The organism is Xanthomonas campestris pv. asclepiadis (genome assembly GCF_020784175.1).
GTDB classification, from domain to species: Bacteria; Pseudomonadota; Gammaproteobacteria; order Xanthomonadales; family Xanthomonadaceae; genus Xanthomonas; species Xanthomonas campestris_D.
Genome location: NZ_JAJGQM010000001.1, coordinates 198,705 through 222,711 on the forward strand (window position 1 = coordinate 198,705; position 24,007 = coordinate 222,711).

Sequence of the window (24,007 nt, forward strand, 5' to 3'; positions counted from 1 at the left end):
GGCCTGGTAGTGGAGCCGGCGCGTGCCGCCTCGCCTGATCTCGGGCAATGTCGCCGACCGCAACGTCCTTCCGCTGCCCTATGCAACAGGCGCCAGCCCTCACAGCCGACGCCGTTGCCTGCCGCACACCCACCGCTCATTTCGGCAATGGCGAACGCCCCGAGATCGAAAACGCTGCCGCCTCGCCGACCGCGCCGGTACCGGGTTGGCCACCGCCGACAAACAGCGTGTAATCGCCGGCTTCCACCGCACGCTGCCCGCTGCGATCCACATCGCTCAGGACGCGCGCATCCAGGGTGAAGGTGAGCGTGCGCTGCTCGCCCGGTTGCAGATGTACACGCTGGAAGCCGACCAGGCTGCGCAACGGCGACTGCGGGCGATCCGGATATTGCAGATACACCTGAGCCACCTCATCGCCGGCACGCGCGCCGGTGTTGCGCACGGTGGTGGTCACCTGCAACGGACTGCCAGCCTGCAGGGTTGCAGTGGACAGCTGCGGCGCGCTGTAGGCAAAGCCGGTGTAGCTCAAACCATAGCCGAACGGAAACAGCGGCTCGCCCTTGAAGTAGCGGTAGGTGCGGCCCTTCATGTCGTAGCTGACGTAGGGCGGCAGGTCCTTGGTGGAGCGATAGAAGGTCACCGGCAGGCGCCCGCCCGGGTTGTCGTCGCCGGCCAGCATGCGCGCGATCGCGGTGCCGCCGGACTGGCCCGGATACCACGCCGCCACGATCGCATCGGCATGGGCCTTGGCCCAGTTCAAGGCCACCGCGCTGCCGCTCATCAGCACCACCACCAGCGGCTTGCCGGAGGCCTTGGCACGTTCCAGCAGCGCCTGCTGCGGTGCGGGCAGGGCGATGTCGTTGCGGTCGCCGCCGTCGAAGCCGGGCACATCGATGCGCAGTTCCTCGCCTTCCACATCCGGCGACAGGCCGACGAAGGCCACCACCGCATCGGCCTGCGCCACCACCTGCTCGGCCTCGGCCAGTTGCGCGGCCGCCGGTGCCAGCCACTCCAGGCGCAGGCCCTGGTCCTGGCCGCGGTGTTCCATTTCCAGGCGGATCCTGCGCGGGCGGGTGTCGTCGAAGTGCAGCACGGTTTCCACGCTGCGGCCGTCGGCGTTGTGCATGCCGGCCGGCACATGCTTGTCTTCGGCATTGCCGGCGACCACCAGCTTGTCGTCGATGTACAGCCGCACCGGGTCGTGGCCGGCGCAATCGAAGCAGCGCGCCACCCGCACCGCCAGCGTGTAATCGCCCGCGCTAGGCGGCAACAACTCGCCGCTCCAGCGCACCGCGTAGCGATCGGCCGGCACGCCCTTTGCGGGGGCGACCTGATCCCAGTTGAAACTCACCACGCGATCCTGCCGCACCACGCGCGCAGCACCGGTCATCTCGACGTTGTCGAAATATTCGCCACGCAATCCCGGCTTGCCATCGCTGCACAGCGCAGTTTCCGGAATCATGCCGGGCACGCCCGCGGCCAGCGGCGCACCTTGCGCATAGCTCACCTGTTGCGCACCAAAGCGCTCGCGTAGGCCAAGCAGCGGGGTTACCGGCGTGGACGAGGTGCCCTGGTAGTTGGCTTCCAACGCTGCCAGCGCATCGGCATTCGGGCCGATCACTGCCAGCCGCGTGCCGGCTTTCAACGGTAGTGTGTTGGCCTCGTTCTTGAGCAACACGATCGACTCGGCGGCGGCTTTCAGCGCCAGCGCACGATTGGCGGCGTTATCGATGTCCTTGGCACCGAGCTTTGCATACGGATCCTTGCGTGGTGCTTCCAGTTCGCCCAGGCGATAGCGCGCGGCGAACAGGCGCACCAGCGACTGGTCGAGCAAGGCTTCGTCCACTTCGCCACGTTCGATCGCCGTGCCGAGTTCGCGATAGGCATGCCCGCAATTGAGATCGTGGCCGGCCTTGAGCGATGCGGCCGACGAGCCTGCGTTGTCGGGGCGGAAGTAATGGAACTGGGTCATGTCGTCCACCGCATCGCAGTCGGACACCACGAAGCCCTTGAAGCCCCAGTCGCCACGTACGCGGCCGTTGAGCAGCCAGTCGGCGGCGCAGGCCGGCGTGCCGTGTAGCGAGTTGTATGCGCACATCACCGAACCGGCCTGGCCGTCGATCAGGGCGGCGCGGAAGGCGGGCGTGTAAGTCGCCTCCACATCGCGCGGCGAGACGTCCACGTCGAAGCTGTGCCGGCCCGGCTCCGGGCCGCTGTGCACGGCGATGTGCTTGGGCGTGGCGATGGTGCGCGGGTGACTGAGGTCCTCGCCCTGCAACCCGTGAATGAAGCCCACCGCCAGTTGCCCGGTGAGGAAGGGATCCTCGCCGTAGGTTTCCATGCCACGGCCCCAACGCGGGTCGCGGAAGATATTGATGTTGGGCGACCAGATGGTCAGGCCCGCGTAGCGCTTGTGGTCCTTGCCCGGGCCACCGGCCTGGTTGAACTTGGCGCGCGCCTCGGTGGAGACTACCGTGCCTACTTGCTGCATCAACGCGGTATTCCAGCTGGCGGCCAGGCCGATCGCCTGCGGAAACACCGTGGCGTAGCCATTGCGTGCGATGCCGTGCAGGCCCTCGCTCCACCATTCGTAGGCGGGGATGCGCAGGCGCGGAATCGCCGGTGCATCGTTCATCGCCTGCGCGACTTTTTCCTCGCGGCTCATCTGCGCGACCAGCGCGGCGGCGCGTTGCTCCGGCGCTGCATCGGTTTTCTTTGCGGCCAATGCCGGCGCGCCGACCAGCGGCAGGCCCAGACCCAGACTCAGCGCGACCGCCAGGCGGCATGGAAACACGGACAACGACATCTGCTCACTCCTGCGGGGCGGCGAATGGCCGTCACGCGTTGTTCTTGGATTGCCCGCAGCGAGACCGCGGGCAGCGGTTGGTGACACTTGGCGCAGTGGTGGTTGCTGATCGGACGCCGGATCGAATACGAGACCTGCGCCCGGCACTGCAGTCACTGCGCCACGCGCAGTCTTAGCGGATGGCGCAGCGCCCTGAGGCGAGCGCTGCGCCATCGTCCGACGCCTGTCCCCGGCGCGGCTTACTTCGTCTCGGCCGGCTCCGGCGGCGCGCCGGCCAGCGTGCTCGCCAGATCACGCACCTGCAGCGTGGACTGCAACTGCGCCAGCGCAGCCTTGCTGCTCACGTGCACGGTCAGCGGTTCGCCCGGCAGCAGGTCGAACGCGTTGTCCGACAGCGTGGCATCCACATCGCCGAACGACAGCCAGACCTCGCGCGCCAGCGTGCTGCTGGACAGCGTCAGCGCGTAGCCATCGCCATCGGCGCGCCAATGGCTGTCGATCTTGGCGGTCGGCAACGCCAGCTGCTTGGCCGGCGCGAAGAACACCACTTCGCGCGACAGCAGCTTGTCGCCGTCGAACAATTCGAACACCGCGTAGCTGCGCTTGGGGTCGGCGCTGCCCAGCAACTGCTTGTCGCTGAAGTTGCCCACCTGCAGGCTGCTGAGCGGTTTGACGGTGGCCTTTTCCTCGCGCTTGCTCAGCAGCTTGCCGTCCATGCTCATCACCCGCATGCGCCAACGCGCGGCCAGCGGAGTGGTGCGGTCGGAGACCAGCGACACCTCGGTCTGGCCCTTGTCGTTACGCAGTGCGGCGATCAGCTCCGGCGCGTAGAAGCGGCGGGCGTGGTAATGCAGCGCCTTCCAGCGGCCGTAGTAGTCCACGCTGGACCACGACGCACCCGGCCACACGTCGTTGAGCTGCCAGTACAACGAGCCCATCGACTGCGGGCGCGATGCACGCAGATGCGAGGCGGCCAGGTTGATGCCTTCGGCCTGCATCAGCTGGCTCAGGTAGACGAAGCTCTCGAAGTCCTTGGGCTCGCCGAATTCGCGGCGGATGTACAGCATCAAGCGCTTATTGCCGTTGCCCTTGTCGAACTTCTGATGCACGCGCATCACCGGCGATTCCGGATCCATGTCGCCGGGTTCGGCGAAGGCACGCACGGTGCGCATGTCTGGGAACGACTGCAGGCCGTATTCGGACATGAAGCGAGGTGTGACGTTGAGGTATTCGGTCACCGGCAGCGCGGGGCCGCCCCAGACCTTCCAGTAATGCATGTCGCCATCGTTGGCCTGGTCGGCGGCGCCGTCGAAGTTGGTGCCCGGCGAGGTGGACCAGTACGGCACGTCGCTGTCGTAGGTGGCCACCACTTCGCGGAACACGGTGCCGAACAAGGTGGTCATGCCGCGCTCGATGCGGCTGCGTTCCTCCGGGTCCACCGACTGCTTGAACTTGACCCGGTCGCCCCAGTTTTCCCAGCCGGTCTGCACTTCGTTGTTGCCGCACCACAGCACGATGCTGGGATGGTCGCGCAGGCGCTTGACCTGTTCGATCGCCTCCTGCCGGGTGTTCTCGCGGAACTCCACGTCGTACGGCGGCACTGCGCCGCCGAACATGAAGTCCTGCCAGATCATGATGCCCAGCTCGTCGGCCACCTCGTAGAAGCGGTCGTCCTGGTAATGCCCGCCGCCCCACATGCGCAGCATGTTCATGTTGGCATCGCGCGCGTCCTGCAAGGTGCTGCGCATGCGCTCGGGGCTCACGCGCGCGGGGAACGCATCCAGCGGAATCAGGTTGGCGCCCTTGGCGAAGATCGGGATGCCGTTGATCACGATCTCCATACTCTTGCCGTAGGTGTCCTTCTCGCGGCGCAGCTCCACCGAGCGCAGGCCGGTGACCCGCTTGATCTGCTGGCTGTCGCCATCGGCGTCGCGCACGCTGGCCACGAAGGTGTAGCGGTCCTGCGCGCCGTAGCCGGCCGGGAACCAGCGCTTGGGCTTGGCGATGCGCACCGGCACATCGATGCGGTTCTGGCCGGGGTCGACCACCGCCTGCTGGGTGAATTGCCCGACTTTCTGCCCATCCGGGCCGAGCACGTCCAGCGTCACCTGCACCGGCCCGCTGCGGCCGGCCTGCAGTTCCAGCTGCGCCTGCAATTGCGCACTACCGGCGTCCACGCGTTGCTGGGCGATATGCAGCCCGTCCACGCGCACCGCATCCCAGGCCTCCATGCGCACGTCTTTCCAGATGCCGGCATTGACCATGCGCGGGCCCCAGTCCCAACCGAAGTTGTACGGCGCCTTGCGCACATAGGTGGAGCTGTGGCGCGACTCGGGCTCGTCGCCGAATGCGGAATCGTAGGCGCCCGGCAGCGCGTACGGCTGCTTGGCCAGCCACGGCTGTATCTTCTTGATCGGCGAGAACAGCTTGACCTCGAGCACGTTGTCGCCGCGCTTGAGCAGCGGTTTGGCATCCACCCGCCACTGCCGAAACATGTTGTCGGCGCTCAGCAGCGGCTTGCCGTTGAGGGTGACCTCGGCAAAGGTGTCCAGGCCGTCGAACACCAGCTCGACATGCGCGCGCTTGAGCGTGGCCGCATCCACGTTGAAGCGGGTCTGGTATTGCCAGTCGCTCAGGCCCGCCCACTGGATCTTGCCTTCGTTGTCGCGATAGAACGGGTCCGGCACGATCTTGGCGGCGATCAGATCGGTCTGCACCGCGCCCGGTACCTGCGCCGGCAACCACGCCGCCGCTTTCGGATAGGTCCTGGCCTGTTCCTGGCCCGGCACCAGCCGCACCTGCCAGCCGCTGTCCAGCGGCGTCGCGGTGGGCGGCGCGGCCCAGGCCTGCGAGATGGCAAAGGCCAGGGCAAGCCCGAGGCGGGCGGGGGCGGGTACGCAACGATGACGGGACAGGGGCATGGGTGACTCTCCTTGGATGGATCAGCGCGTGGCGGCGGGGGGCGCCTGCGCGGTGGTTTCAATCAACTGGACGGCGCCGATGGCATGCAGCGGGCCGCGAATCGGCGCGGTGAAGCGCAGGCATAGATCGTGGATGCCGGTGCGTGCAGGCAGTGCAGTTTCCAGCGTGAATTGTTCGCCCAGCGTGGCGCTGTCGGGCAATTGCACGCTGGCGATCAGCTCGCCCTCGCAGCCTAGGCGTACTTCCAGCTCGCCGCGGCGCGTCTTGGCCGGGTACTGCACCACCTTGGATTGTTCGTGTGCCAGGCCGAAGTTGTTCGGCAGGCGTACGGCCTCGACGCGGATCGCGCCGACGCCATCCAGGCGCGCCTGCGGATAGAGGCGGCAGGCATGGAACAGGTCGACGTTGTAGACCGGCGTGTCGGCGCCGGTCATCTCCGGCAACAACGGCAGGCGCAGGCCGAGCGCGCCTGTGTCCACGCAATCGCGCAGGCCCTGGGTGTCCACGCGCAACAGACCGGCACGCTCGAAGGTGCGGCTGCGCGTGGCCGCCAACGCGGTGCCGCCGGCATCGAAGGCGGTGGCCTTGACCGTGGTCGGCAGCTGGATCGCAAACGGCTCCTCGTAGCGCGGCGATGCCGGCGTGGGATCGCTGCCGTCGGTGGTGTAGTGCAGCGTGCCCGCACCGGCCTGGGTGCCGAGTGCCACCTTGGCCGGGCCACCGGCCAGCACCGGGTTGGGGCCGCCTTCCAACGCGATATCGGCGGCGAAGGCGCCGTCGCTGTAGTCGATGTCCAATGCTTTATAACGCTGCAGCTGGGCCGGCATACGCGCCAGGAAATCTTTCCAGTTGCGCGCAGCCGCAGGCGACCAGGTGACTTCGGCCACCGCGGACAGGCGTGGGAACAGCGCGTGGTCGATATGCCACCTGGAAGGAATGTATTCGGTCCACAATTCGCTCTGCGCGCCGAGTACATGCGTGGCCTGCTCGGCAGTCAATGTGCTCGGCACCGGGTCGAAGGCGTAGACCTTGGACAACGGCAGCACGGTCAGGCGGCCGTTGGGCTCGTCGCTGCGCGTGGTCTGCAGGTTGTCCAGATACAGCCAGTCGCCTGGGGCGAGCACCACATCGTGGCCTTGTCTGGCTGCGGTCACAGCACCTTCGGTGCCGCGCCACGACATCACCGAGGCACTGGCCGGCACGCCGCCTTCCAAAATTTCATCCCAGCCGATCATGCGCCGGCCGTGATTGGTGAGGTAGGCCGCAAGCTGTTCGTTGAACCAGCCCTGCATCGCGTGCGCGTCCTTGACCCCGAGCTTGCGCATCTGCGCGCGCACCGCAGGCGAGGCTTCCCATTGATCCTTGACCGCCTCATCGCCACCGATGTGGATATACGCCGACGGGAACAAGGTCAGCACCTCGTCCAGCACGTTGGTGATGAAGCGCAGGCTGCGTTCGCTGGTGTTGAACAGGTACGGGTTGACGCCCCAGTTCACACCCACTTGCGTGCGCTGGCCGGGCACGCCGACTTCTTCCGGATACGCCGCCACCGCGGCCTGCGCATGCCCGGGCATGTCCAGCTCGGGCAGCACGGTGATGTGCAGGCGCGCCGCATAGGCGACGATCTCGCTGATCTGCTGCTGCGTATAGAAACCGCCATAGCGCTCGGGCGTGCCGTGCCGCCCGGCGCCGGGCGGCACGCGCCACGCACCAACCTCGGTGAGCTTGGGGTAGCGCTTGATCTCGATGCGCCAGCCCTGGTCGTCGGTGAGGTGCCAGTGCAGCACATTGAGCTTGTGCGCGGCCATCGCGTCCAGCACATGCTTGACGGTGTCGACGTCGTGGAAGTGGCGGGCCACATCCAGATGCTGGCCGCGCCAGCCAAAGCGCGGCCAGTCGCGGATCGCCACCGCCGGCACGGCGACATCGCCCTTGCGCGCGTCCGGCGTCATCAGTTGCCAGGCGCTGATCGCGCCATAGAACAGGCCCGCGCCATCGCGCGCGGCGATGCGGATGCCGTTGCCGTCCACGTCCAGGCTATAGCCTTCCCTGTGTGCCACCGGCGCCTGCGGGGTGCGCTCCAGGCGGATGCTGTGCGGCGAGGCGCTGGTTTCGGTGCGCACTTCCAGGGTCAGGCCGCGGGTGCGTTGCAACAGGCTGGCCAGCGACTCGGCGCTGCGGCGCACTTCGGCGTTGCCGGTGGGGATGGAGATCACCGTGCCGGTGCCGACGCGGAAACTGCCGGTGCCGCGCCTGGCTTCGGCCGGGGCGGGAATCAGCGGCAGCGGTGCAGTGGTCGCAGGCAATGTCGAGGTGGTGCGGGGATGGTCCGCAGCCGGCGCGGTCGCCGTCTCGCGCTGGCCACACCCTGCCAACAGCATTGCCGCAAACGTCACTGCAAGCAGGCGCCAGGAACGTGGCCGCGATGACAGCGGGCGCGACGACACGCTGCGCAGCAACGGCCGCTGGGAGAATGGTGAGCGCAGGCTCGGTGCGGAGTTCGACATCATGCAATCACATCCCGGTGTGGCGGGGAGAACACGGCAGCCACGCACAGTAGCAAAGCCATGCCGGATGGCGCAGGGACTGGCGCACGCTTCGTCGGGGTGCGCGCAGTGTGCGTGCGGTGTTCTGCAACGACTACGCATCCGCGTCGTTCGCTGCAGGACGGGCGTGGTCAGTGTTCACATCGGCGTGCAGTGGACGCATTCCGATGCGAACACCGACCGCGCCCGTCATGTCGCGCAGCAGTGCGATGACGCGCTTAGCGCTGCGCAGTCGGCAACTCGTCCCACACCTTCGGGTCTTCGGCGCCCAGCACCCAGCAACTGAAACCTTCCAGGCCGTACTGCTTCACCAGGTCGTAGCGTGCCTTGAAGCTACGTGCGTCCGGGCGGAACACCCACTCGCGCATGTCGTCGCGGTAGAAGTAGAACCACGATTCCTGCTCGACCGGATCCCATTGCACGGTGGCGTTCTGTTCGATCGCCAGCGGGAACGATTCGTCGGCATCGATGTAGGTGGCGGAGATGTTCGACGCTTCGGTGCCGTCTTCCTTGACCGGATTACCGGTGTACCAGCGGTAGCCGTAGGTGGCGATGCCGAGCGAGAGCTTGTCCTTCGGTACCTGGGTGATCGCGTAATCCAGGTGCTTCTTCATCCACACCATGCCGTCGACCGGGCCCGGCGTGGTCCAGCGGGTGTGCTGGTCGTAGGTCATGATGCTGACCAGATCCGCGGCCTGGCCCAGCGCCTTGAGGTCGTACGCGCCGCGCCAGTATTCCCACATCCACTTGGAGAACTGGCCGCCTTCGGCATGGCCCGGGGCATTGGGCACCACTGCCACCGACATCTTGAAACCTGCCTTGTGCAGCGCATCTGCGGTCTGCTTGACCATCAGCGTATAGGCATCGCGGTCAGTCCAGGCGATGTTCTCGAAATCGAACTGGAAGCCGTAGTACTTGTGCTGCTTGCCGTGGATCAGCAGCGATTCGATCATGCGCTTCTTGGCGGCTTCGTCGTGCATCAGCTTGTGGAAGCCATCGCGCCCGGTGGTCATCGACAGGATCGGCATCACCCGCAGGTTCTTCTGCTTGGCGATGTCGTACAGGTACATGTTGGGCGTGCCGTTGACCAGGCCGTTCTGGTCCACGCCGTACCAGGTCGGCACCACCACGTCGATCTTGTCGACATTGGCCAGGAACGAGTTGGTCGATTTCTGCGTGTTCATCAGATAGAACAACGCCGTGGGGGTTTTGGCCAGGGCCGGCGCGCACACCAGCGCCAGCGCCAGCAGGATCCAGGTCAATCGCTTGCTCATGAAAACAGCATCCGTCAGGGAGTGGAGGAAGAAGAAAGCTCGATGCGCAGTACGTAGGCGTGCTCGCCGACCGGCTTGGCAGGCAGGCTCAGATGCAGGCCGTCGGCCTGTTGCTCGAACGGCACCTTCTTGCCGTTTGCCAGCAGCGTCACGCCGCGCACGCCGTCGGCCGGTGTAAGCGAGTGGATCACTGCCTTGCCACCGGCCGGCCAGCCGAGTTCGATCGCATACAGCGCGCCATCGCGTGTGGTGAAACGGAAATCTTCGGCGGTGTAGGGCTTGGTCTTGACGTCCTGGAAGGTGCCGCCGACCACCTCGGTCGGGCCTTCGCCATACACGCGCCACGGCTTGCTGTCGTAGATCGCGCCGCCGTTGGTCTTGAGCCACTTGCCGATCGCCAGCAGGATGCCGCGCTCGGTCTCCGGGATCGAGCCATCGGCACGCGGGCCGATGTTGAGCATCAGGTTGCCGTTCTTGGCCACCACGTCGGCCAGCATGTGGATGATGAAGGTCGGCGACTTGTAGGTGTCGTTCTCGATGTAGCCCCACGACGCATTGCTCACCGACGTGTCGGTTTGCCAGTGGGTGGGATGGATGCCGGTCAGCTGGCCGCGCTCGATGTCCAGCGTGCCGGCGCCTTCCGGGAAGGCGCCGAGCTTGTAGTTCACCACCACACCACGGTCGGCTTCGCTGCGTGCCGCGCCCTGGTTGTAGTAGTAGGCCAGCATGGTCGGCAGGCTGCTGCGGAAGGTGGGGTGTGCAATCCACCAGTCGAAATAGATCAGGTCCGGCTGATAGATGTCGATCAGCTCGGTGGTACGTGCCAACCAGTCGTCCAGCCAGGCCTGCGACACCGGCGTCCAGTCATTGGCCACATCGGCATCGTCCTTGCCCGGCAGGCGCACCTGCGCCGGACCGTACAGCGCGGCATAGCGCGGGTCGTTGACGTCTGAATCGAACTTGCGCCCGCCGTCGAAGAACCAGTTGTGCTCGGCGCGGTGCGAGGACAGCCCGAAGTGCAATCCCTGCGCGCGGATCGACCTGGATAACTCGCCCAGCAGATCGCGTTTTGGACCCATCTTGACCGCGGTCCAATCCGACAACTTGGAGTCGTACAGCGCGAAGCCGTCGTGGTGCTCGGCCACCGGCACCACATAGCGCGCCCCGGAGTCGCGGAACAGCTTGGCCCAGCCATTCGGATCGAACTTGGGCGCGGTGAACTTGGGAATCAGGTCCTTGTAGCCGGAACTCGCCTGCGGCCCGTAGGTCGCCACGTGATGGGCGAATTCCTTGGAGCCCTCCAGGTACATGTTGCGCGAATACCATTCGCTGCCGAACGCCGGCACCGAGAACACGCCCCAATGGATGAAGATGCCGAACTTGGCGTTGTCGTACCACGCCGGCGATTGATAGGCCTTGAGCGTAGCCCAGTCGGGGCGGAACGGACCCTTGCGCGCGCCGGCTTCGGCTTCGCGCACCAGGCGCTCGCGTTCGGGTGCGTACTTGGCGGTGGCGCTGAGCCACTGCTGGTCGATCTGTTCCGGGCTGAGCGTGGTGGCGGTAGGCGCGGTGGGCGATTGCGCGCTGAGCGTGGCAGCAGGCAACGCGAGCAGCAGACCGAGCGCGAGCATTCGCGTTCTGGGTGCAGCTCCGGCGTGGCGGCGGGATGGAGCCGCAGGGCGGCTATCGGTCGTCATGGGAACTGCACTCCTTCAAGCGAGACATGTCGGTTGCAGCGCAGCCGGCACGTGGATGGCAAAAGCGGGCCTGGCCATGCTCCCTCAACCGCGAAGGGGCGTGGCCAGTACCACTCCTTGGTACAACATCGAGCTGTGCGCTGCATGCAACGCACAGCTCAAAAAAAAAGCGCGCCACCGTGGAGGGTCGGTGGCGCGCCGGTGCTACATCAGAACTTGAAGTTCAGCTGGGCCTGATAACCGCGGCCGTTCTTGTAGAACGCCGTGGGGGTATCACGGGTGTTGCTGAAGACCCGATAGGTGGAATCGAGCAGGTTGGTCGCGCCGAAGGTGATGCCCATGTAATCGGTGATCTGGTACGAGGCATTCAGATCCAGCTGTTTGTAGGCATCCGCAAAGTCACGCGATGACAGTCGACCGATCTGGGTGAAGTACTTGGAGCGGTAGCTGTAGTTCACGCGCACCGTCCAATCACCGTGCTCCCAATAAGGGATCACGTTGTAGGTGTCACGCGACAGGTATGGCAGGTTCAAGTCGGAACTGGATTCGGACTCGGCAAACGTGTAGTTGGCCTGCAATCCGAAGCCCAGACCGAACGATTGCTGGTAGTTGACCGAGACGCCCTTGACCTTGGCGTCGGAGACGTTCACAGGTGAGGTGACCTGATACGGGCCAGGCTCAGCCGGCGGGCCCGGATTTAGCTGCTGAGTCGTAGTGACATTGACGATGTAAGAGCTGATGTCACGGTAAAACACTTCACCAGACAGCATGCTGGAAGGCGCGAAGTACCACTCTGCAGCAATGTCGTAGTTGGTGGATTCATAAGGCTTTAGGTCGGGGTTGCCGCCGCCAGCAGTGAGGTTGCCTGAGCCGCCATTGCCGTTATTGATGGTGAAAGTGCCGGCCAGGTCGGAATACCGCGGCCGCGCAATAACTTTGGCTGCCGAGAAGCGCAGCACCGCATCATCAGTGACGTCGTAGGCGACATTGAAGCTCGGCAGCGCCTTGCGGTAGTCGTTGGTCTCGGCAACACGGTCAAAGCTATTGCCGGCATTGTTGCTCTGCCAGTATTCGGACTTGTCGGTGGTGTCGACAAGGCGCACGCCTACATTACCGCGCCACTTTCCGGTCTCGTAGTTCAACTGCGTGTAGAAATTCTGAGTGATTTCCTTGACCTGGAACGATGCGCCGAAATCGGTGCGGTAAGGACCCTGCGGCTGTCCGAGCAGATAACGGCGAACCGTCTCAAGGTTCGCAGTTGGCCACGTGGTCAAGTCGCCACTTGCGCCCAAGCCGTCATAGAGGCTGCTCGGTGTGGTGCCCGGATTGAACTGTGTCAGCGACACCGCGTCGGTGGAGTTGATGCGATTGCCGCGCGCGTCCACACCGTTGTTGTGGTTGATGTACTTGTAGCCGAACTGCAGCTTGGTGAACGGACCCCATTCCAGGTCACGCGCCGCATCCCACTGGAAGTACTTCTCGTCGTCCTTGCTCTTCTGGTAGGCGATACCGCCGGCCTGCATGATGCTCGTCTCAGTGCCCGGGACATTGCCCTGCTGGCCAGGTGCCAGGCCAGCCGGATTGCCCGGCAGTACCCAGTTCGAGGCACCGCCATTATCGTAGTTCACCGAGGTGTTCTGACCGTTGAAGGCGTAGTTGTAGCCTCCGTCCTGCATCAGGAACTTCATCAGATACTCGGGGTCCTTGCCACCGGTTGCCTCGGTGTAGCCACCTTGAGTGGTGAACACCCACTTCTCGCCGGACCAGTCGTGACGCAGGTTCAGGCTCTTGGTGGTGACGGTGCTTTCGCGATAGTTCGCATCCAGCTGCGCGTACGGTTGCCCAGCGGCGCCATCGCTGACCGTGGCCGAGGTCACTACGCCGTTTTCCACGTTGGCGCTGGTGATCTTCTGGCGGTCGTCATTACATGCCGGGCACACATACCGCGCCTGGCTGAAGTTGTTGTACTTGCCCTTGATGTACAGGCCGGTCAGGTTGAACTCGTTCTGCTCATTGGGCTTCCACTGCAACGCACCCTGCAGGCCGCTGCGTTCGCGGGTCTGCTGGAAGAACGCGCTGCTGATGCCGGCCGGCACGCGGGCGGTGGCCACATCGCTGCCGTCGCCGGTGATGGTGGCGCTGGCCGGAATGCCTTCGCCGGTGGTGTAGCCGAAGTATTCGATACCGGCGCGCGCCAGGTCCTGCTTGTCATGCGTGGCGGAGATCAACGCGCCGAAGGTCTCGTCGTCGTTCTTCCAGCTCCACAGCGCCGAGCCGCGCGGATTGCCTTCTTCCGAACGGTCGTTGTAGTTGTAGCCGACCGAGCCGCGGATGGTGTTCTTGGGCAGGTCCAGCGGCTTGCGGGTGTGTACGATCACGGTGCCGCCGATCGAGCCTTCGTCGATGCGCGCTTCCGGGGTCTTGTAGACCTCCATCAGGCCGATGATTTCCGGCGACAGCAGGGTGTAGTTGAAGGTACGGCCGCTGGTGTCGGTCGGGTTGCCGCCCCAGTCGCCCGAGGCGATGGTCTGGCCGTTGAGCAGCACGCGGTTCAAGGCCGGGTCGGTACCGTTGATGCTGACTTTTTCGCCTTCGCCGAACTGGCGGTCGACGCTGATGCCCGGCAGGTGCGACAGCGATTCGGCGGCATTGATGTCCGGGAACTTGCCGATGTCTTCGGCGCTGATCGCATCGACGATCGAGTTGGCCGAGCGCTTGACTGACTGGCTCTTCTCCAGCGATGCGCGATAACCGGTGACGGTGATGGTATCCAGCTCGGTGGTCGCCGACGGCGTGGCGGCAGGAGCCTGTTGTTCTTGTCCGGCAGCCATTGCAGAGCCGGAGCAGTACAGAGCGGCGGTGATACAGAGTGCTAACGTCGTGGTGCGGCTGTGCATGGCTAAACCTCGTTGGTTAGTGCTGTGAGCGCGCCGCCTCTGGAAGGCGTCACGCGCTCGGCGTGGCCGGCAAAACAACACGCCCTGACCGATCGCGGTGATCGCACTGGCGCGCGTCGTGAGAGGCCGGTCCAGGTGATTCGCGTGGTAGAGGAGGTGTCCCCCGTGTGGTGAAGCGGTAGAGCGAATGCGACTTCAGTGAGTCGAACATCGGGTGATGTCCCGCTCACGAATCTGGAATGCACCGGCGAGGGAGTAGCCCGTTCCTGAGTACCGAACAGTCCATGGCCCCTCCTGCCAGAACCCCGATTTGGATCGAGTCTCGCGTAGCGTTGACAGCGTTGTCAACACATCGTCACAGATCTCTGAAGCGGCTGCGATTGCGCTGCAATGCAGCATTTGTTGGTGATGCCGCGCACTGCGCCGACGCGGCTGCGCAACGCATCAATAGTAGCGCAGCGTCGCGATCAGCTGTTTCTATGGGGAATGACTCATATGCAGATGGCAGGCCCCGATTTGTGCTGAAATCGCTGCTGCAGGTGCGGATTTTTAGTGGATGATGAAATTGGCGGCATCCTGTTTAAATCGTGATCGCCACGGTTGCGTTACAAGGCGATTACTGACAACGTTGTCTACCCCGTTGCCGTTCGTCGGACAACGGGCATGACGCCAGCCCGCGGCCACTTATCAGGAGAATGCGTGAGCGCAAGCAGTCCAATGGAAGCGGTGGCCTTTCCGCGCCCCGACACCTTCGTTGCCGCAGACGTGGGGGGGACGCATGTGCGTCTGGCGCTGGTGTGCGAAGGCGCCGACCCACGCCAACCGGTCACGGTGCTGGACTATCGCAAGTACCGATGCGCCGACTACCCGGGCCTGGCCGAGATCATGGCCGCGTTCTTTGCGGGGCTGGGCTGCGCACCGGTGCAGCGTGGCGTCATCGCCAGCGCCGGGTATGCGCTGGAAGACGGCAGTGTGATCACCGCCAACTTGCCGTGGATGCTGGCGCCCGAGCAGATCCGCCGCCAGCTCGGCATGCAGGCATTGCATCTGGTCAACGATTTCGAAGCGGTGGCGCATGCGGCCAATTACATGGCCGGCAATCAGGTCATGCAGTTGTCCGGCCCGCAGCAGGGCGCGCCGGGTCCGGCGCTGATCCTGGGCCCGGGCACCGGCCTGGGCGCGGCGTTGTGGATTCCCAACGGCGCCAACCCGGTGGTGTTGCCGACCGAGGCCGGCCACGCCGCGCTTGCCGCCGCCAGCGATCTGGAAGTGGCCTTGCTGCAGGAGCTGCGCCGCACGCGCACGCATGTGGCCACCGAGCACCTGCTCTCCGGCCCGGGCCTGTTGAATCTCTACACCGCACTGGCCGCGCTGCGTGGTGTGCCGGCGCTGCACGCCAGCCCGGCCGAGGTCACCGCCGCCGCGCTGGCTGGCGAGGACGTGCTGGCACGCGATGCGCTACAGGCGTTCTGCGGCTTCATGGGCAGCGTGGTTGGCGACATGATGCTGCTCTACGGTGTGCGCAGCGGTGTCTATCTGGCGGGTGGATTCCTGCCGCAGATCGCCGCATTCGTGGCCGCAAGCGATTTCGTCGCACGTCTGCTCGACAAGGGCGCATTGCGTCCGGCGCTGGAGCAGGTGCCGGTCAGCATCGTCGAGCACGGCCAGCTCGGTGTGATCGGCGCGGCCAGCTGGTTCCTGCAGCACGGTCGCTGAGCGCCCGCGCATCGCCAGGTGCAGCAGTCTGGCTGCACCAAACCGATCAACTCTACATCCTTCGTAGGAGCGCACCCGGGCGCGACGAGGCATTCCCGATAACGCCCGGTCGCGCCCAGGTGCGCTCCTATGAGTCAGCGCGTTATAAATCCCCGAACCGCGACTGCAGCGCCGCAATCGCGGCCAGCCCCGCGGTTTCGGTGCGCAAGATGCGCGGCCCCAATTGCAGGCCGCTGAAGCCGGCCTCGGCGAGGGTCGCGTGATCGCGCGGCGACCAGCCGCCTTCCGGGCCGATCGCCACGATCACATGCGGTTGCGTGCCCAGCGCCAGGCTGCCCAGGCGATGCTCGCCGTGCGGGTCCAGCGTCAGCCGTAGCGCCTGCTGGTCGCTGGCCTGGGCCGCCTCCTGCAGGCCGTGTGGCTCCGCGACCGTGGGAATGCGTGCACGCCCGGATTGTTCGCAGGCCGATACCACCACGCTGCGCCAATGTGCCAGGCGTTTTTCCATGCGCGCCGGATCCAGCTTGACCTCGGTGCGCTCGGCATTGACCGGTACCACCGCCGTCACCCCCAGCTCGGTCGCCTTCTGCAGGATCAGATCCATCTTCTCGCCGCGCGCGATGCCCTGGATCAGGGTGATCGACAACGGCGATTCGTTGCACAGCAGCTCGACCCGGTCCACCACTGCGCGCGCCTCGCGTTTGCCGGCCAGTGTGATGCGCGCGTGGTAGTCGCTGCCGTCGCCGTTGAACAGGATGCAGGCATCGCCCTCGCGCAGTCGCAGCACACGCAGCAGGTGATTGGCCGACGCTTCCGGCAGCGTCACCTCCTGGTCGCAGTGCAGCGGCAGTGCGACATGGGAGCGGGTCAGGCGCATGCAACGGCCTCCTCAATGGCGTGGCGGGTGGTCGCAGCCAGCAGCGCAAGTTGCACTTCGTCCACGCAATACGGCGGCATCCAGTACAGCACGTCGCCGAGCGGGCGCAGCACCACGCCCTTGTCGAGTGCGGCGCGATAGGCCTTCAGGCCCACCCGCGCTGCAGACGGGAACGGCGTGCGCTTGTCGCCGCCCTGGGTGAGTTCGAACGCCACGATCATGCCGGCCTGGCGCACGTCGGCCACCGCGGGGTGTTCGCCGAGCTGTGCAGCCAGCGTGGTCATGTGCGCGGCGGTGCGCTGGTTGCGCGCAATCACATCGTCGTCTGTAAAGATCTGCAGGGTTGCCAGCGCGGCGGCGCATGCCAGCGGATTGCCGGTGTAGCTATGCGAATGCAGGAACGCACGCTCGCGCGAGTCGTCCAGGAACGCCTCGTACAACTGCTGCGTGGCCAGCACCGCAGACAGCGGCAGGAATCCGCCGGTCAGCCCTTTGGACAGGCACAACAGGTCGGGCATGATCCCGGCCTGTTCGCAGGCGAACAGGCTGCCGGTGCGACCGAAGCCGGTGGCGATCTCGTCGGCGATCAGGAACGCGCCATGCGCATCGCACAGTTCGCGCGCACGGCGCAAGTAGGCCGGGTGATACATCCGCATGCCGCCAGCGCACTGCACGCGCGGCTCCAGGATCAGCGCGCAGATTTCACCGGGCGATTGTTCGAACACCGCCTGCAGCGCATCGGCCGCCTGCAGTGCGTAGTCTTCCGCGCTCTGCCCAGGCTCGGCCAGGTAGGCATCCGGCGAGGGCGCAAAGATCGACTCCAGCAGCAACGGCGCATACACGCGCCGATACAACGGAATGTCGCCGACCGACAACGCGCCGATGGTCTCGCCGTGGTAGCCGTTTTCCAGCGCGACGAAACGCGTGCGGCGATGCTCGCCGCGGTTGTGGAAATAATGGAAGGCCATCTTCAAGGCCACTTCCACGCCGGCCGAGCCATTGTCGGCATAGAACACCTTGGACAACGGCGCGCGGCCGGCCTGGCGCGGCGCGATCGCCAGCAGGCGCTCGGCCAGCTGTACGGCGGGCGCATGGGTGAAGCCGGCCAGCATCACCTGCTCCAGTTCGCCAGCCTGGCGCGCGATGGCCGCGCCGATGCGCGGCTCGCTATGGCCAAACAGGTTGGTCCACCAACTGCTGACCGCGTCCAGGTAGTGGCGACCGTCGTGGCCGATCAGCCAGGCGCCATCGCCACGCGCGATCGGCACCAGTGGAAGTGTGTGCGGGTGCTCGCGCATCTGCGTACAGGGGTGCCACAGCACCTGAAGATCGCGTTGCCGCCAATGTTCGTCAGCTTGAGAGGCTGCCGGGTCTGCTAGGATTTCGGGCTCATGAACATGTCGATGCATACGCCTATTCTATCGGTCGGCTCCGCCGCTGCGTGCTACGCATGAGCCCGCGCCTGCCAACCATCCACAAGATCACCGATCTGGGTGACGGGCCGTTCCGTCGCCAGCAGCTGGATCTGGAGTTTTCCAACGGCGAGCGTCGCCTCTACGAGCGCCAACTCAGCCAGGGCCATGGCGCGGTGGTGGTGGTGCCAATGCTGGATGCGCAGACCGTGTTGCTGGTGCGCGAGTACGCCGCCGGCGTGCATCGCTACGAGCTGGGTCTGGTCAAGGGCCGCATCGATGCCGGCGAAACGCCGGAGCAGGCCGCCGACCGCGAACTCAAGGAAGAAGCCGGTTACGGCGCGCGCCAGGTGCAGGTGCTGCGTGCGATGACGCTCGCTCCTACTTATATGAGTCACCAATCCTGGTTGGTGCTGGCACGCGACCTTTATCCCGAGCGCCTGGTCGGCGACGAGCCGGAAGAGATGGAAGTGGTGCCCTGGCCGATCGCCCGTCTGGACGAATTGATGCTGCGCGACGATTTTTCCGAAGGCCGCTCGCTGGCCGCCTTGTTCATTGCGCGCGAGTGGCTGGAGCGCAACCCATGATCCGCATCCCGATGGAGCTGCGCGAAACCGTGATCGCCATCGCCCGCGAGGCGGGGGCGGCGATCATGGATGTCTACGCGCAGGATTTCGCTGTGGAGATCAAGGACGATGCCAGCCCGCTGACCCAGGCCGACCTGGCCGCCAATCGTGTCATCGTCGACGGCTTGCGCCGGGTCACCCCGGACGTGCCGGTGCTGTCGGAAGAATCCGCGCACGTGGCCTGGGAAGACCGGCAGTTCTGGACCAGTTACTGGCTGGTCGATCCGCTCGACGGCACCCGCGAGTTCGTCAAGCGCAACGGCGAGTTCAGCGTCAACATCGCACTGATCCATATGGGCGCACCGGTGCTCGGCGTGGTGCAGGCGCCGGTCGATGGCCGGGTCTGGTACGCCGCACGGGGCGAGAACGCCTACCGCCGCGATGGCGACCGCGACGAGATGCTGCATACGCGCACGCCGGCGGCCACGCCGCTGCGGGTCGCCGCCAGTCGCTCGCATCGCGACGCGCGCACCGCCGCCGCGCTGGAGCGAATGGGCGAGATCGATGTGGTCGCGCAAGGCTCGTCGTTGAAGTTCTGCCGCATCGCCGAAGGCGACCTGGACGTGTATCCGCGCTTCGGCCCGACCTCCGAGTGGGATACCGCGGCCGGCCAGTGCGTGCTGCACGCCGCCGGCGGTGTGCTGCTGGCCGGCGGCACCGGCAAACCGTTCCGTTACAACCGCCGCGACACCTTGCTCAATGGCGATTTCATCGCGTTGGGCGATCCCAATCTGCCGTGGCGCAGCTGGCTGGTGTGAGCATCGCCGACCGCCGCTTGCGCGCTCGCCGGATGGATCCGGCGGCTTTGCGCAATTCCGATGCGGTCATGTCCAGCGCGGTCCTTACCCATCGCCTGCCGCCAGCTGACGCGGCGCGTGCCGGCGGCATCGCCTGGGCACGCCACTCAACTGCACCACACCTGCCAGGAACACACCATGTCTCAGTCCCCGCCGACCGGCGACCTCCAGCGCCTGCTGCAGCTGATGGCGCGTCTGCGCGATCCTGAGCACGGCTGCCCGTGGGACGTGGAGCAGACCTTCGCCAGCATCGCGCCGTATACCATCGAAGAAGCCTACGAAGTTGCCGACGCCATCGATCGCAACGACCTGCCGGGTCTGCACGACGAGTTGGGCGACCTGCTCTTGCAAGTGGTCTTCCATTCGCAGATGGCCGCCGAACAGGGCGCATTCGGATTTGCCGAGGTGGTCGCCACGCTCAGCGACAAGCTGGTGCGTCGCCACCCGCACGTCTTCGCCGAGCAGCGCGCCGACGATGCGCAAGCGGTGAGCGCCAACTGGGAGCAGATCAAGCGCGACGAACGTCGCGCGGCGGGCCATCCGGACGACTCCGCGCTCGCTGGCATCGCACGCGGCCTGCCGGAATGGCAACGCTCCACCAAGCTGCAGGCGCGTGCGGCGCGGGTCGGCTTCGATTGGCCCGGCCCGGCCCCGGTGCTGGAAAAATTGCAGGAAGAAATCGAAGAGCTGCGCGTGGAGTTCGCGCGTGGCCCGGTCGCCGACAATCAGGCACGGCTGGAAGACGAGCTCGGCGACGTGTTGTTTGTCTGCGCCAACCTGGCGCGGCATGCCAAGGTCGACGTGGGTGCGGCGCTGCGGCACGCCAATCTCAAGTTCGAGCGCCGCTTTCGCGCGATGGAAGCACAGGCCCAGGCGGACGGCACCTCGCTGGCCGCGCTATCGCTGCACGAGCAGGAAGCGCTGTGGCAACAGGTCAAGTGCGGCGAACGAGGCGGTGATCCATCTGTGCTCGACCAGCCGGCTGCCGCGACGTGTGTCACTGCCACGCCCGTTGGCGGCGATCGGGCGCGCGATAGGTCGGAGCTGCACCAGGCCGGCAGCGATACACAAGGCTTCGATAGGCCAGGCCGCGAATGAATCTCGCACCGACCACGCTGTTGCTGTTCGCCGCCACCGCGGTCGCCGAGCTGGTCGGTTGCTACCTGCCTTATCTGTGGCTGCGCAAAGGCGGCAGCATCTGGTTGCTGCTGCCGACGGCGTTGAGCCTGGCTATCTTCGTCTGGTTGTTGAGCCTGCATCCCGATGCCAGCGGGCGCGTGTACGCTGCCTATGGCGGGGTCTATATCGCCAGTGCGCTGCTGTGGCTGTGGTGGGTGGATGGGGTGACGCCGACGCGTTGGGATCTGCTTGGCGCCGCCTGCTGCCTGCTCGGCATGGCGATCATCATGTTCTCGCCGCGCGGCGCCTGAGCGCGCACTCGCACCAGCGGTCTGCGCTTCGCAAGCCGCGGCTGCCTGCTCGGTGCGGTGAGAGGCGCAACGAAGACAAGGCGCCCTAGGGAGTGAGCCACAGTGCCGCATGCATGACCGCGGCCGCGGCCGCAGACGCCGAGGCTAGAGCTCGCAGCGGGAACACGTAAGCACTAGGGCATACTCAAGACAAGGACCGACTCGTCACCGCAAAGGGCTGCCCATGTTTCCGACTTCTTTCTTGGCCATCGCCGTTCTGGTCGCTGGCGTCATCGTGTTGTTCAAGACCGTGCGCATGGTGCCGCAGGGGTTCCAGTGGACGGTGGAGCGCTTCGGCCGCTACACCCACACCATGAGTCCGGGTCTGCACTTTCTGGTGCCGGTGGTCTATGGCGTAGGGCGCAAGATCAACATGATGGAGCAGGTGCTCGACGTCCCCAGCCAGGACGTCATCACCAAGGACAACGCGGTGGTGCGCGTGGACGGCGTGGTGTTCTTCCAGGTGCTCGATGCCGCCAAGGCCGCGTACGAGGTCTCCAACCTGGAGATCGCCTCGATCGCGTTGGTGCAGACCAACATCCGCACCGTGATCGGCTCGATGGATCTGGATGAATCGCTGAGCCAGCGCGAGACCATCAATGCGCAGCTGCTCAGCGTGGTCGACCAGGCCACCAATCCCTGGGGCATCAAGGTCACCCGTATCGAGATCCGCGACATCCAGCCGCCACGCGACTTGATCGACTCGATGGCGCGGCAGATGAAGGCCGAGCGCGAGAAGCGCGCGCAGATCCTCGAAGCCGAGGGCTCGCGCCAGTCGGAAATCCTGCGCGCCGAAGGCGAGAAGCAGGCCGCCGTACTCGAAGCCGAAGGCCGCAAGGAAGCGGCGTTCCGCGACGCCGAAGCGCGCGAGCGCCTGGCCGAGGCCGAAGCCAAGGCCACCCAGATGGTCTCCGATGCAATCGCCAACGGCAGCGTGCAGGCGATCAACTACTTCGTCGCACAGAAATATGTGGAGGCCTTCAAGGCGCTGGCCACCGCGCCCAACCAGAAGTTCGTGCTGATGCCGATGGAGTCCAGCGGCATCATCGGCTCGATCGCAGGCATCGCCGAGCTGGCCAGGGAAGCGCTGAACAAGCCCGAGGCGACCAACGTACGCGTGCCGCCGATGCCGCGCGCGGGAGGCTGAGCCATGCGTTGGGACGTGGTGGCCTGGGCGGTGCTGGCGTTGCTGTTGATTGCTGCCGAGACGCTGGTGCCCGGCGCGTTCCTGTTGTGGATGGGCATTGCCGCCGCAGCCGTGTGCGTGCTGGTGCTCGCGCTGCCGGGCATGACGCTGCTGGTACAGATCGTCGCCTTCGTGCTGCTGAGTTTTCTGTCGGTGCAGGTGTATCGCAGCTGGTTTCGCGGCAAGGGCCGGCAGAGCGATCGGCCCTTGCTTAACCGACGTGCCGAGCAGTTGATCGGCCGCTGCGTGGTGCTCGACCAGGCGATCCACGAAGGACGCGGTCGCGCCAAGGTCGACGACGCATTCTGGGTGGTCAGAGGCCCCGATCTTGCTGCCGGCACGCCGGTGCGCATCGTCGGTGTCGATGGTATGACCTTGCAGGTGCAGGCGGCCGGTTGATCGCGCAGGGCATGGGTGGCCCTGTCGATGGATCGATGCTGCAGCGCGGCGCGATGTGTCACGGCAAGGTCCATGGCGCGGCATCGCGCTGCCGCGCCGCCTGCACCGTTCCCCCAAGCACGGCCGGGCGGCGATAATGGTCCTCTTTCCCTTGGACCCGGTGCGCATGACCCAGAAGACCATCCTCAACGACACCCATCGTGCGCTCGGCGCCAAGATGGTCGACTTCGGCGGTTGGGACATGCCGATCCATTACGGCTCGCAGCTGGACGAGCACCACCAGGTGCGTCGCGACGCCGGCATGTTCGATGTCAGCCACATGACCGTGGTCGACCTGCACGGTCCGCGCGTGCGCGAGTTCCTGCGCTACCTGCTGGCCAACTCGGTGGACAAGCTCAAGGTCTCCGGCAAGGCGCTGTACACCTGCATGCTCAATCCGCAGGGCGGGGTGATCGACGATCTGATCGTCTACTTCCTGCGCGAGGACTTCTTCCGCCTGGTGGTCAACGCCGCCACCCGCGAGAAGGACCTGCAGTGGATCGGCGAACAGGCCGCCCGTTTCGAGGTGCGCGTAGAAGAGCGCGGCGACTTTGCGATGATCGCCGTGCAAGGCCCCAACGCGCGCGCCAAGGTCATCGCACTGGTGGATCCGGCCGATACCGCAGCGGCCAGCAAGCTCGGCCGTTTCGCCGCGCTGCAGACGCGCTCGCGCGAGGGCGTGGAGCTGTTCCTGGCGCGTACCGGTTACACCGGCGAAGACGGTTTCGAAATCGTGTTGCCGCAGGATGCGGCGGTGGCGTTCTGGAGCGCGCTGCTCGCGCAAGGCGTCAAGCCGGCCGGCCTGGGCGCGCGCGATACCTTGCGCCTGGAAGCCGGCATGAATCTCTACGGCCAGGACATGGACGACACGGTCAGTCCGTACGAGGCCGCGCTGGCCTGGACGATCGCCCTGGACGAAGGCCGCGACTTCGTCGGTCGCGCCGTGCTCGAGTCGCAGAAGGCGCAGGGCGCACCGCGTCAGTTGATCGGCGTGGTGATGGATGAGAAGGGCGTGCTGCGGCATGGCCAGACCGTGCTCAGTGCCAGCGGCGAAGGCGAGATCCTGTCCGGCACGTTCTCGCCCACACTTGGCAAGGCGATCGCATTCGCACGCGTGCCGGCCGGCAGCATCGACGACCTGCGCGTGGACATCCGCGGCAAGCAGGTGCCGTTGCGCGCGGTGAAGTTTCCGTTCGTGCGCGACGGCCAGGCGCAGCCCGGCGTCCTCGGCGACTGAGTCAAACGCTGCCGGGCATGCAACGTCCGGCAGCGTGCAGCATCCATCGCTGCCAATCGGCTGCCACGTGCGTGCACCTGTCTTGTCGTGCGGTCTAAACTAGCCAC

Annotated in this window: 16 protein-coding genes; 8 read left to right on the top strand and 8 right to left on the bottom strand. The window is 65.8% G+C overall.

The genetic code is table 11. From position 1 onward, the window contains the following. Positions 1–136: 136 nt before the first annotated feature. The 6 genes from LL972_RS00785 to LL972_RS00810 all read right to left on the bottom strand — a co-directional run bounded on the left by LL972_RS00785 (position 137) and on the right by LL972_RS00810 (position 14,142). Positions 137–2,806: a glycoside hydrolase family 3 C-terminal domain-containing protein gene (locus LL972_RS00785; protein ID WP_228325993.1), complete on the bottom strand. Its 2,670-nt coding sequence runs from the start codon at positions 2,804–2,806 to the stop codon at positions 137–139. Between the two features lie 239 nt (positions 2,807–3,045). Further along, positions 3,046–5,727 (bottom strand): beta-mannosidase, encoded by a 2,682-nt coding sequence (locus LL972_RS00790; RefSeq protein WP_228325994.1) that lies wholly within the window; start codon positions 5,725–5,727, stop codon positions 3,046–3,048. A gap of 21 nt (positions 5,728–5,748) precedes the next feature. Continuing rightward, the gene (locus LL972_RS00795) at positions 5,749–8,238 is read right to left on the bottom strand and encodes a family 20 glycosylhydrolase (RefSeq protein ID WP_228325995.1); all 2,490 of its coding nucleotides are present in this window, start codon (positions 8,236–8,238) and stop codon (positions 5,749–5,751) included. Between the two features lie 254 nt (positions 8,239–8,492). Then, positions 8,493–9,548 (bottom strand): glycosyl hydrolase family 18 protein, encoded by a 1,056-nt coding sequence (locus LL972_RS00800; RefSeq protein WP_039516090.1) that lies wholly within the window; start codon positions 9,546–9,548, stop codon positions 8,493–8,495. A gap of 14 nt (positions 9,549–9,562) precedes the next feature. Further along, positions 9,563–11,245, bottom strand: a complete 1,683-nt coding sequence (locus tag LL972_RS00805; RefSeq protein ID WP_228325996.1) for an alpha-L-fucosidase — start codon at positions 11,243–11,245, stop codon at positions 9,563–9,565. A gap of 209 nt (positions 11,246–11,454) precedes the next feature. Continuing rightward, the gene (locus LL972_RS00810) at positions 11,455–14,142 is read right to left on the bottom strand and encodes a TonB-dependent receptor (protein ID WP_228325997.1); all 2,688 of its coding nucleotides are present in this window, start codon (positions 14,140–14,142) and stop codon (positions 11,455–11,457) included. A 717-nt stretch (positions 14,143–14,859) separates the two neighbouring features. On the opposite strand from LL972_RS00810, the gene LL972_RS00815 reads away from it, so the two are divergent. Then, on the top strand, positions 14,860–15,858 hold the full coding sequence (locus LL972_RS00815; protein ID WP_228326019.1) for a glucokinase family protein: 999 nt from the start codon (positions 14,860–14,862) through the stop codon (positions 15,856–15,858). 142 nt (positions 15,859–16,000) lie between these two features. On the opposite strand, the gene LL972_RS00820 is transcribed toward LL972_RS00815, so the two are convergent. Beyond that, the gene (locus tag LL972_RS00820) at positions 16,001–16,735 is read right to left on the bottom strand and encodes a 16S rRNA (uracil(1498)-N(3))-methyltransferase (protein ID WP_228325998.1); all 735 of its coding nucleotides are present in this window, start codon (positions 16,733–16,735) and stop codon (positions 16,001–16,003) included. After that, positions 16,726–18,144: an adenosylmethionine--8-amino-7-oxononanoate transaminase gene (gene bioA, locus LL972_RS00825; protein ID WP_228325999.1), complete on the bottom strand. Its 1,419-nt coding sequence runs from the start codon at positions 18,142–18,144 to the stop codon at positions 16,726–16,728. Before bioA ends, LL972_RS00820 begins: the two co-directional genes overlap by 10 nt. Positions 18,145–18,185: 41 nt before the next feature. Between bioA and nudE the strand changes: the two genes are divergently transcribed. From nudE to gcvT, 7 genes are all read left to right on the top strand, one after another. Continuing rightward, positions 18,186–18,734, top strand: a complete 549-nt coding sequence (gene nudE, locus LL972_RS00830; RefSeq protein ID WP_181120127.1) for an ADP compounds hydrolase NudE — start codon at positions 18,186–18,188, stop codon at positions 18,732–18,734. Then, a complete protein-coding gene (gene cysQ, locus LL972_RS00835; protein ID WP_228326000.1) occupies positions 18,731–19,531 on the top strand; it encodes a 3'(2'),5'-bisphosphate nucleotidase CysQ in 801 nt (266 codons plus the stop codon). Before nudE ends, cysQ begins: the two co-directional genes overlap by 4 nt. 177 nt (positions 19,532–19,708) lie before the next feature. Further along, positions 19,709–20,668 carry a nucleoside triphosphate pyrophosphohydrolase gene (mazG, locus tag LL972_RS00840; RefSeq protein ID WP_228326001.1) on the top strand — a complete coding sequence of 320 codons (960 nt, stop codon included), beginning with the start codon at positions 19,709–19,711 and terminating at the stop codon, positions 20,666–20,668. After that, positions 20,665–21,000, top strand: coding sequence for a YnfA family protein (locus LL972_RS00845; protein ID WP_228326002.1), 336 nt, complete (start codon positions 20,665–20,667; stop codon positions 20,998–21,000). The genes mazG and LL972_RS00845 overlap by 4 nt, the downstream gene beginning before the upstream one ends. 223 nt (positions 21,001–21,223) lie before the next feature. Further along, positions 21,224–22,186, top strand: a complete 963-nt coding sequence (locus tag LL972_RS00850; protein ID WP_228326003.1) for an SPFH domain-containing protein — start codon at positions 21,224–21,226, stop codon at positions 22,184–22,186. A 3-nt stretch (positions 22,187–22,189) separates the two neighbouring features. Next, complete coding sequence (locus LL972_RS00855; protein WP_228326004.1) at positions 22,190–22,624, top strand: NfeD family protein; 435 nt, start codon at positions 22,190–22,192, stop codon at positions 22,622–22,624. A gap of 166 nt (positions 22,625–22,790) precedes the next feature. Next, on the top strand, positions 22,791–23,900 hold the full coding sequence (gcvT, locus tag LL972_RS00860) for a glycine cleavage system aminomethyltransferase GcvT (protein ID WP_228326005.1): 1,110 nt from the start codon (positions 22,791–22,793) through the stop codon (positions 23,898–23,900). The last annotated feature ends 107 nt before the right edge of the window (positions 23,901–24,007 follow it).

Excerpts from the sequence above, each read along its gene's own strand:
- LL972_RS00810 (WP_228325997.1), bottom strand. The coding sequence starts at position 14,142 with ATGCACAGCCGCACCACGACGTTAGCACTCTGTATCACCGCCGCTCTG.
- LL972_RS00855 (WP_228326004.1), top strand. The coding sequence starts at position 22,190 with ATGCGTTGGGACGTGGTGGCCTGGGCGGTGCTGGCGTTGCTGTTGATT.
- cysQ (WP_228326000.1), top strand. The coding sequence starts at position 18,731 with ATGATCCGCATCCCGATGGAGCTGCGCGAAACCGTGATCGCCATCGCC.
- LL972_RS00845 (WP_228326002.1), top strand. The coding sequence starts at position 20,665 with ATGAATCTCGCACCGACCACGCTGTTGCTGTTCGCCGCCACCGCGGTC.
- LL972_RS00790 (WP_228325994.1), bottom strand. The coding sequence starts at position 5,727 with ATGCCCCTGTCCCGTCATCGTTGCGTACCCGCCCCCGCCCGCCTCGGG.
- LL972_RS00820 (WP_228325998.1), bottom strand. The coding sequence starts at position 16,735 with ATGCGCCTGACCCGCTCCCATGTCGCACTGCCGCTGCACTGCGACCAG.
- LL972_RS00805 (WP_228325996.1), bottom strand. The coding sequence starts at position 11,245 with ATGACGACCGATAGCCGCCCTGCGGCTCCATCCCGCCGCCACGCCGGA.
- LL972_RS00795 (WP_228325995.1), bottom strand. The coding sequence starts at position 8,238 with ATGATGTCGAACTCCGCACCGAGCCTGCGCTCACCATTCTCCCAGCGG.
- LL972_RS00850 (WP_228326003.1), top strand. The coding sequence starts at position 21,224 with ATGTTTCCGACTTCTTTCTTGGCCATCGCCGTTCTGGTCGCTGGCGTC.
- gcvT (WP_228326005.1), top strand. The coding sequence starts at position 22,791 with ATGACCCAGAAGACCATCCTCAACGACACCCATCGTGCGCTCGGCGCC.
- bioA (WP_228325999.1), bottom strand. The coding sequence starts at position 18,144 with ATGCATCGACATGTTCATGAGCCCGAAATCCTAGCAGACCCGGCAGCC.
- LL972_RS00785 (WP_228325993.1), bottom strand. The coding sequence starts at position 2,806 with ATGTCGTTGTCCGTGTTTCCATGCCGCCTGGCGGTCGCGCTGAGTCTG.
- LL972_RS00815 (WP_228326019.1), top strand. The coding sequence starts at position 14,860 with ATGGAAGCGGTGGCCTTTCCGCGCCCCGACACCTTCGTTGCCGCAGAC.
- mazG (WP_228326001.1), top strand. The coding sequence starts at position 19,709 with ATGTCTCAGTCCCCGCCGACCGGCGACCTCCAGCGCCTGCTGCAGCTG.
- nudE (WP_181120127.1), top strand. The coding sequence starts at position 18,186 with ATGAGCCCGCGCCTGCCAACCATCCACAAGATCACCGATCTGGGTGAC.
- LL972_RS00800 (WP_039516090.1), bottom strand. The coding sequence starts at position 9,548 with ATGAGCAAGCGATTGACCTGGATCCTGCTGGCGCTGGCGCTGGTGTGC.